The organism is Mesorhizobium sp. M7A.F.Ca.CA.004.12.1.1 (assembly GCF_003997835.1).
GTDB lineage: Bacteria > Pseudomonadota > Alphaproteobacteria > Rhizobiales > Rhizobiaceae > Mesorhizobium.
Map to the genome: position 1 here is coordinate 1 of NZ_RZRK01000243.1, position 7,708 is coordinate 7,708.

At 62.9% G+C, this 7,708-nt stretch carries 10 protein-coding genes; 5 read left to right on the forward strand and 5 right to left on the reverse strand.

Annotation, left to right across the window (positions count from 1 at the left end):
• Window positions 1–664 (forward strand): putative sulfate exporter family transporter (locus tag EN984_RS14880; protein ID WP_127383805.1); only part of this gene is annotated, 664 nt, incomplete at its 5' end.
• Between the two features lie 13 nt (window positions 665–677).
• Here EN984_RS14880 and EN984_RS14885 read toward each other — a convergent pair.
• The 3 genes from EN984_RS14885 to EN984_RS14895 form a co-directional block, all read right to left on the reverse strand.
• Entirely contained in the window at window positions 678–1,175 is a 498-nt protein-coding gene (locus tag EN984_RS14885) for a GAF domain-containing protein (RefSeq protein ID WP_127271638.1), read from the reverse strand.
• A gap of 262 nt (window positions 1,176–1,437) precedes the next feature.
• Window positions 1,438–3,069, reverse strand: a complete 1,632-nt coding sequence (gene groL, locus EN984_RS14890) for a chaperonin GroEL (protein WP_127255944.1) — start codon at window positions 3,067–3,069, stop codon at window positions 1,438–1,440.
• 33 nt (window positions 3,070–3,102) lie between these two features.
• On the reverse strand, window positions 3,103–3,441 hold the full coding sequence (locus EN984_RS14895) for a co-chaperone GroES (RefSeq protein WP_127269688.1): 339 nt from the start codon (window positions 3,439–3,441) through the stop codon (window positions 3,103–3,105).
• Window positions 3,442–3,691: 250 nt separating this feature from the next.
• Between EN984_RS14895 and EN984_RS14900 the strand changes: the two genes are divergently transcribed.
• Both EN984_RS14900 and EN984_RS14905 read left to right on the forward strand, forming a co-directional pair.
• On the forward strand, window positions 3,692–3,940 hold the full coding sequence (locus EN984_RS14900; protein ID WP_127269690.1) for a hypothetical protein: 249 nt from the start codon (window positions 3,692–3,694) through the stop codon (window positions 3,938–3,940).
• A complete protein-coding gene (locus EN984_RS14905) occupies window positions 3,937–4,203 on the forward strand; it encodes a DUF1488 domain-containing protein (RefSeq protein ID WP_127269692.1) in 267 nt (88 codons plus the stop codon). The genes EN984_RS14900 and EN984_RS14905 overlap by 4 nt, the downstream gene beginning before the upstream one ends.
• Before the next feature lie 28 nt (window positions 4,204–4,231).
• Here the strand turns inward: EN984_RS14905 and EN984_RS14910 are convergent, their stop codons facing one another.
• Window positions 4,232–4,423, reverse strand: a complete 192-nt coding sequence (locus EN984_RS14910; protein ID WP_127269694.1) for a hypothetical protein — start codon at window positions 4,421–4,423, stop codon at window positions 4,232–4,234.
• A 5-nt stretch (window positions 4,424–4,428) separates the two neighbouring features.
• Entirely contained in the window at window positions 4,429–4,632 is a 204-nt protein-coding gene (locus EN984_RS14915; RefSeq protein WP_127269696.1) for a hypothetical protein, read from the reverse strand.
• A gap of 685 nt (window positions 4,633–5,317) precedes the next feature.
• Between EN984_RS14915 and EN984_RS14920 the strand changes: the two genes are divergently transcribed.
• Both EN984_RS14920 and EN984_RS14925 read left to right on the forward strand, forming a co-directional pair.
• Window positions 5,318–6,361, forward strand: coding sequence for a LacI family DNA-binding transcriptional regulator (locus tag EN984_RS14920; RefSeq protein ID WP_127272522.1), 1,044 nt, complete (start codon window positions 5,318–5,320; stop codon window positions 6,359–6,361).
• A 63-nt stretch (window positions 6,362–6,424) separates the two neighbouring features.
• Complete coding sequence (locus EN984_RS14925) at window positions 6,425–7,672, forward strand: sugar ABC transporter substrate-binding protein (protein ID WP_127273261.1); 1,248 nt, start codon at window positions 6,425–6,427, stop codon at window positions 7,670–7,672.
• Window positions 7,673–7,708: the final 36 nt, after the last annotated feature.

The window sequence follows — 7,708 nt, forward strand, 5'->3', positions numbered from 1 at the left end:
CACGCTTGGCGCCACCTTCGTTTTCACCATTACGCTCGGTCGGCTGATCGGCGTCGACGCCAAGCTGGCGCAGCTGATCGCCGCCGGCACCTCGATCTGCGGCGCCTCGGCCATCGTCGCCACCAACATCGTCACCGATGCGCGCGACGAGGACGTCACCTACGCCGTCGCCTCGATCACCTTGTTCGGCACCGTCGCCATGCTCGGCCTCGACCAGCACGCTTTCGGCCTGTGGGCCGGTGCTTCGATCCATGAAGTGGCGCAAGTCATCGGCGCTGGCTTCCAGAACGGCACCCAGTCCGGCGAGATCGCTACCGTCGCCAAGCTGACCCGCGTCGCCATGCTGGCGCCGATGGTCGTCGCGCTCGGCCTGATGGCGCGCCGCAGGAGCAGCAGTGAGGTGGCGGCGCGGCCGCCCATGCCGTGGTTCGTCGCCGCCTTTGTCGCCATCGTGGCGCTGAACAGCCTCGTCCCGGTGCCAGCCGAGGTGAAGTCGGCAATGGCGCTCGCCACCACCATCATGCTGACCATGGGGCTGGCCGCCATGGGCCTGCAGGCCGACATCTCGCAGCTGCGCTCGCGCGGCCTGCGCCCGCTGGCGCTCGCCTTCTCGGCCTTCCTGTTCATCGGCTGCTTCAGCCTGATGCTGGTGAAATTCACCTAGTCTAAACCGGGCCTCAGTCCTCGAACGAACTCGACGCGGCATAGATCGCCGCCAGCGTCTCGATGCCGGCCTGGTCGGCCTTGTCGAAGCGGCCGGGCAGCGGGCTGTCGAGATCGAGCACGCCGAAGACGCCTTCATCGTCCTCAAGCAGCACCACCAGTTCCGAGCGCGAGTCGGCATCGCAGGCGATGTGGCCGGGAAAATCATGCACGTCCTTGATCAGCATAGAGGTGCCGAGTTCGACCGCCGTTCCGCACACGCCCTTGCCGACGGCGATGCGCACGCAGGCCGGCTTGCCCTGGAACGGCCCGAGCACCATTTCCTCGTCCGATTGCAGGAAATAGAACCCGGCCCAGTTGAGGTCCGGCACCATCTGGAAGATGAGTGCTGCGGTGTTGGCGGCGTTGGCGATCGAATCGCGCTCGCCGTCGAGCAGCGCCTTAAGCTGAGTGGCGAGGTCGCGGTAGAACGCGGCCTTGTCTGAGGTGTCGATGGCCTTGGCCGCAAACATGAACGTGTCTCCGTATAGGGGGTGGCGGTTCGTCCGATCGCTTGCCAAAGTCCGGCGAGCTCCGCAACCAGACGGCCGCCTGGACAGTCTAGCGTGGATTGCGTCCTCTCCGAAAGCCGCAAGATCAGGATTGCCTCCCGGCGCTGAGCCGGTCGGCAAGGCAGCTATGCGTAAACTTTGCGATGGATCATCTTGAGAATCATGACGGCCCCGATCGGGGGCCGCCATTCACATCTCAAACAGGTCGAACAAGTCCTGGGTTTTAGTAGCCGCCCATGCCGCCACCGCCGCCACCCGCAGGCGCGGCATCCTTGGCCGGGATGTCGGTGATCATCGCTTCGGCGGTGATCAGGAGGGCTGCGATCGAGCCGGCATCCTGCAGTGCGGTGCGCACCACTTTCGCCGGATCCACGATGCCTGCCTTGATCATGTCGACATAGACCTCGTTCTGGGCGTCAAAACCCTGATTGTGGTCCTTGCTGTCGGTGAGCTTGCCGACGACGATGGAGCCCTCGACGCCGGAATTCTCGGCGATCTGGCGGATCGGCGCTTCAAGCGCTCGCAGCACGATCGTGATACCGGCCGTGACATCGGCATTGGCGCCGGTCAGGCCGCCAAGCACCGAGCGGGCACGCAGCAGAGCCACGCCGCCGCCGGGCACGATGCCTTCCTCGACCGCCGCGCGGGTGGCGTTCAGCGCATCGTCGATGCGGTCCTTCTTTTCCTTGACTTCCGACTCGGTGACGCCGCCGACGCGGATGACGGCTACGCCGCCGGAGAGCTTGGCCAGCCGCTCCTGCAGCTTTTCCTTGTCGTAGTCGGAGGTCGTCTCCTCGATCTGGCCCTTGATCTGGGCGACGCGCGCCTGGATGGTCGCCTTGGTGCCGGCCCCGTCGATGATCGTGGTGGTGTCCTTCTCGATCAGCACACGCTTGGCGCGGCCGAGCATCTCGATGGTGACGTTTTCGAGCTTGATGCCGAGGTCTTCCGAGATCATCTGGCCTGATGTCAGCACGGCGATGTCTTCCAGCATTGCCTTGCGGCGATCGCCGAAGCCCGGCGCCTTGACGGCCGCGACCTTGAGGCCGCCGCGCAGCTTGTTGACGACCAGCGTCGCCAGAGCCTCGCCCTCGACGTCCTCGGAGATGATCAGCAGCGGCCTGCCGCTCTGCACCACCGCTTCAAGGATCGGCAGCATCGCCTGCAGATTGCCGAGCTTCTTCTCGTGGATGAGGATGTAGGGCTCTTCCAACTCGACGCGCATCTTGTCGGCATTGGTGACGAAATAGGGCGAGAGATAACCGCGGTCGAACTGCATGCCTTCGACGACGTCGAGTTCGGTCTCGGCCGTCTTGGCTTCCTCGACGGTGATGACGCCGTCATTGCCGACCTTGTCCATCGCCTTGGCGATCATCTCGCCGACGCTGGCATCGCCATTGGCGGCGATGGTGCCGACCTGTGCGATCTCGGCCGACGACTTGACCTTCTTGGCGCGCGCCTGGATTTCCTTGACCACGGCGGAAACCGCCTGGTCGATGCCGCGCTTCAAATCCATGGGGTTCATGCCGGCGGCGACCAGCTTGGCGCCTTCGCGCAGGATCGAGGCGGCCAGCACCGTGGCGGTGGTGGTGCCGTCACCGGCGAGGTCGTTGGTCTTCGAGGCCACTTCGCGCACCATCTGGGCGCCCATGTTCTCGAACTTGTCGGCAAGCTCGATTTCCTTGGCGACGGTGACGCCGTCCTTGGTGATGCGCGGCGCGCCATAGGCCTTGTCGATGATGACGTTGCGGCCCTTGGGGCCGAGCGTGACCTTCACCGCATTGGTGAGGATCTCGACGCCGCGCAGCATGCGGTCGCGCGCGTCGGTGGAGAATTTGATTTCCTTGGCAGACATGATTTTTATCCAGTTCGTTCGGAGAAAATGAGGTCAGGCAGCTTTCTTGGCGGCCACGGTCTTGTCGGTTGCGGCCGTCTCGCTCTTGTCGATAACGCCCATGATGTCGGCTTCCTTCATGATCAGAAGGTCCTCGCCGTCGATCTTGACCTCGGTGCCCGACCATTTGCCGAACAGGATGAAGTCGCCGGCCTTGACGTCGAGCGGAACAAGCGTGCCGTTTTCGTCGCGTGCGCCAGGGCCGACGGCGATGACTTCGCCCTCCTGCGGCTTTTCCTTGGCAGTGTCGGGGATGATGATCCCGCCCTTGGATTTGATATCGCCTTCGGCGCGACGAATGACGACGCGGTCGTGGAGTGGCCGAAATTTCATGGGAACTTTCTTTCTGGGGCCGGCACAGGCGGCCACGCCCCTCCTCTATAGACGCGTTGGCACTCGATAGATAGGAGTGCCAAAAATTATTCGCGGGCCAAATTAAATATTCAAAAGTATTATTTCAGCTGGCCGTTTCGTGATATCCGCAGAATGTCAAATAATTCAAAAGATTGAATTTTGCCGATCGAGTGCCTATTTATCGGACAAGTTCACTTTCACGATTTCAGGCACAAGGGAGATTTCTTCGATGGCCGAAGGCAATCAGACGATCATGGAAAAAGCTGAAGCCCGCTTTGTCGACAAGCAGAAGAAGACAGCGGAGAAAAACAAGGCGACCGCCGAATATATGTCCGAGGCAAGAGCCAGGGAGATCAAGACGGCAAGGCTGAGGGAGCTTCGGCTGGCCAAGGAAGAGGCCGATCGTGTCGCCGAGGCCCTCAATCCTACGCCGAAGAAGAAGCGGGCGACCAAGAAAGCCACGGAGGCCAAGACATGAGCCTCACCTTCCCCAACCCCAGCCGCAGCTATGACGAAGCGGGCCAGCGCATTCGTTTCGTCGGCCATGACGGCATGTTCCAGATCTCATTTTCCGTCGCTGCCGACGCCATGGCCAAGATGCGGCCGGGCACTGCTGCCGATGAAGCCGGTTATCTCCAGACATTCGACACCGAGAGCAGCGCCATCCGCGAGGTGGCGTCGAAGGCCTACGACCGCACCCGCAAGAGCATGTATGTGCTGACGGCGGCCGATTTCGGCTGAAATGGCGGCGAGTTGGCGCTGACCGCGATCAGGTCTTGCGCTCGGCCCTTTCGCGGCGTTTAACGTCGCGGACATTCATCTGCACGACCATGTCCTCGGCCTCGCGCGGCCCCATCCCGACCATCACCTTTTGCCGGACAACCGCAGGCTGGCCGGTGAAGACATCGATGATGCTCCAACTCTGGGGAAGCTCCATGCGCACCGTGTAGCGGTTGGCCATGCCGGTCAGCCTCGCATCGTGAAAAACACGGCGCCCAGGATCAGCACCGTCCAGGCGACGACCGACAGTTTCAGCACCATGCCGCCATGCGCAGCCAGAAGCTTCCGCAGGTGCGGCACACCTGCCGGCGAGATTGGTGCCGCCGCCAAGGCGACAGGGGTCTTGAGGCCAAGTTTTCCAAAAACGGGCAGCAGCGACGGTTCACGCACGAAAGGCCTCGAATGTCAGGAAAAAGCGAAGCAACAACGCTCGCCTCCCTTCCATAGCACTCTTTTCGCGAGCGCCTGCATGCCAAATTCAAGACAGGACTGCTTTGACGGCCGGTCCGTACTGCCTTCGCAACACACAATCTATTCGCGGGAACTGACTGCGCTCGGGGCAGATTGGGACGCGAAATTTTGGAGGCCTCGCCTCGGGATCGAACCGAGGCTTCAGAGATTTGCCGTCTCCAGCGTAGCCGCTCCGCCACGAGGCCATGGCTGTCGAAGTAGCGGCCAAATATTTACGGAAAGGTTAATCCCGAGGGATTGTTCAGAATTTTCGGCATCGAGTTTCAGAGCGTTCGTCAGCCAACCTTGCCGGGCCTCGCTTCCGGCGCAGAGTTGCGATCCTTCACGCCCAAGCGGCAGCCCCGCCCCGTGTCGACCGAGGGCCTCCAGCACTGCGATTGACGTTTCTCCCCTACGCGCTTCCGAGGCTGCTTTTACCCCGCGTTGCATTTCGGAGGAGAGGAGCGGAGGCCAACCAACTTTTCCCCTTGAACAGCGATTCGATCTGGCTTAGCTTCATCTGAGAAAAGGTTTTCCCAAGCAATCGTCGTTGGGCTCGGCCACCTGCCGGGCCTCATCCGGCTCGGTAAGAGAAAACCTTTTCCCAACCAAGGATCTCGGCGCGATGCCATCGGACGATCTGCCTGTTCCAGTCTTTTCCAAGCCAGTCACCTTGCGTGACGTGGCCGCCCAGGCCGGAGTCAGTGTCGCCACCGCATCCAAGGCGCTCAATGGCCAGGGCCGGATGACAGCCGAGACGCGCGAACGCATTCGCGAGACCGCCCGGCGGCTCGGTTTCCGGCCCAACAGCCTGGCGCAAAGCCTGCTCCGGCGGCGCAGCTTCACCGTCGGCCTGCTCACCAACGATACCTATGGCCGCTTCTCGCTGCCGTTGATGTCGGGCATTTCGGACGCGCTGGTCGACAATGGCGTCTCGGTGTTCCTGTGCAATGTCGAGGAGGATCCGCGGCTGGGCCAGATGCATGTCGACGCCATGCTCGACAAGCGCGTTGACGGCATCATCGCCACCGGCAAGCGCATCGATCGCCATCTGCCCGTCGACCTCTCCAATCTGCGCGTCCCGGTGATCTATGCCTTCACGCAGCCAGATCCCGACGCCGTCGCCTTCGTCTCGGACGATGTTGGCGGCGCCCGGCTGGCCGTCGAGCATTTCTGCCGGCTGGGCCGCAAGCGCATCGCCCATGTCACCGGGCCGGCGAGCTTTGCCGTGGTGCACGCGCGCGTCCAGGCTTACCGCGACGTGCTGGTCGAAAACGGCCTGACGGTCAGCGAGCCGCTGCTCGGCTCCTGGTCGGAAGCCTGGGGTCACCAGGCGGTTGCGCAACTGTTCGACGGCAAAAGCGAAAGGCCGGACGCGGTCTTCTGCGGCAACGACCAGATCGCGCGCGGCGTCATCGATGCGCTGCGCGAACGCGGCCTCGACGTCCCCAGTGATGTCGGCGTCATCGGTTTCGACAATTGGGAGATCGTGGCCGAGGCGACGCGCCCACCGCTGACCTCTGTCGACATGAACCTTGTCGCGCTCGGGCGCGAGGCCGGGTTGACCCTGCTTTCGCTGGTCGGCGGCAAGCCCGCCGCGCCAGGCATTCGAAAACTGCCGTGCCGGCTGGTGGTGCGGCAGTCATGCGGCCATCCGCCGGGTGGCTGAAAACGAAGCGCCGCGCAATCGGCGCCAAGCCGCGGACCGCGGCCAACCTTGGAGGAGGAGAACATGAGGAACCTGATTGCCAAACTGACCCTGGCCGCTGCCGTTCTGGGTGGCAGTCTCGGCACTGCCGCCGCCGAGACGGCCAACATCTGGGTGCGCGTCGACGGCTCGAATTTCATGCCGAGGATCGTCGATGCCTACAACAAGGCGCACACCAACCAGGTCAAACTCGACATCATTCCCAATGCCGAGATCATCCCGAAATACGGCGCCGCGGCCGCCGGCGGCACGGCGCCCGACGCGCTGTCGCTCGATTTGATCTACACGCCCTCCTTCGCCGCAGCCGGCCAATTGGAGGACATTACCGACTGGGCAAAGTCCCTGCCCTATTTTGCCAGCCTGTCGCCGGCGCATGTGAAGACCGGCACCTACAAGGATCACATCTATGGCCTGCCCTTCTCTGCCGACGCCTCGGTGCTGATCTGGAACAAGAAGCTGTTCAAGCAGGCCGGCCTCGACCCCGAAAAAGGACCTGCCAACTGGGCCGAGATCGCGGCCGATGCCGAGAAGGTCAACGCGCTCGGCGGCAACATCAAGGGCTTCTACTTCTCCGGCAATTGCGGCGGCTGCAACATCTTCACCTTCACACCCCTGATCTGGGCGTCGGGCGGCGACATCCTGAGCGAAGACGGCTCGAAGGCGACGCTGGACAGCCCGCAACTGCGCGGCGCCATCGATCTCTACCGCTCGATGGTCAAGAAGGACCTGGTGCCGGCGGGCGCGCAGACCGATACCGGCGCCAACTTCTTTGCGGCATTTGCCGCCGGCAATATCGGCATCTCGCCGTCCGGCGCCTTCGCCATCGGCGCGCTCAACACCCAGTATCCCGATATCGACTACGGCGTCACCTTCCTGCCGGGCAAGGACAGCGGCTGGTCGTCCTTTGCCGGCGGCGACAATTTCGTCGTCACCAAGGGCACCACGAAACTGCCCGTGGTGAAGGAGTTCCTCGACTTCGCCTATTCGCTTGAAGGCCAGACCATCCTTGCCAAATACGGCAGCCTGCCGGTGCGCGGCGACATCGCCAAGGAGGCGCTGAAGGATCTCGATCCGCGCTACCAGGTCGCCGCCGAGGCCATGACCAAGGGCAAGACGCCCTATTCGGTGGTGTTCAACGACCTGATCAACTCCGCCAACGGGCCGTGGACGCAGATGATCAACGAGGTCTTCTTCGGCGACGATGTCGACGGCGCCATAGCCAACGCACAAGAGACGATGCAATCGATCATCGACCAGGCGCCGCAGAAATAGCCCAACCTCACCTCCCCCTTGAGGGGAGGTCGGACC

Excerpts from the sequence above, each read along its gene's own strand:
- EN984_RS14885 (WP_127271638.1), bottom strand. The coding sequence starts at position 1,175 with ATGTTTGCGGCCAAGGCCATCGACACCTCAGACAAGGCCGCGTTCTAC.
- groL (WP_127255944.1), bottom strand. The coding sequence starts at position 3,069 with ATGTCTGCCAAGGAAATCAAATTCTCCACCGACGCGCGCGACCGCATG.
- EN984_RS14895 (WP_127269688.1), bottom strand. The coding sequence starts at position 3,441 with ATGAAATTTCGGCCACTCCACGACCGCGTCGTCATTCGTCGCGCCGAA.
- EN984_RS14900 (WP_127269690.1), top strand. The coding sequence starts at position 3,692 with ATGGCCGAAGGCAATCAGACGATCATGGAAAAAGCTGAAGCCCGCTTT.
- EN984_RS14905 (WP_127269692.1), top strand. The coding sequence starts at position 3,937 with ATGAGCCTCACCTTCCCCAACCCCAGCCGCAGCTATGACGAAGCGGGC.
- EN984_RS14910 (WP_127269694.1), bottom strand. The coding sequence starts at position 4,423 with ATGGCCAACCGCTACACGGTGCGCATGGAGCTTCCCCAGAGTTGGAGC.
- EN984_RS14920 (WP_127272522.1), top strand. The coding sequence starts at position 5,318 with ATGCCATCGGACGATCTGCCTGTTCCAGTCTTTTCCAAGCCAGTCACC.
- EN984_RS14925 (WP_127273261.1), top strand. The coding sequence starts at position 6,425 with ATGAGGAACCTGATTGCCAAACTGACCCTGGCCGCTGCCGTTCTGGGT.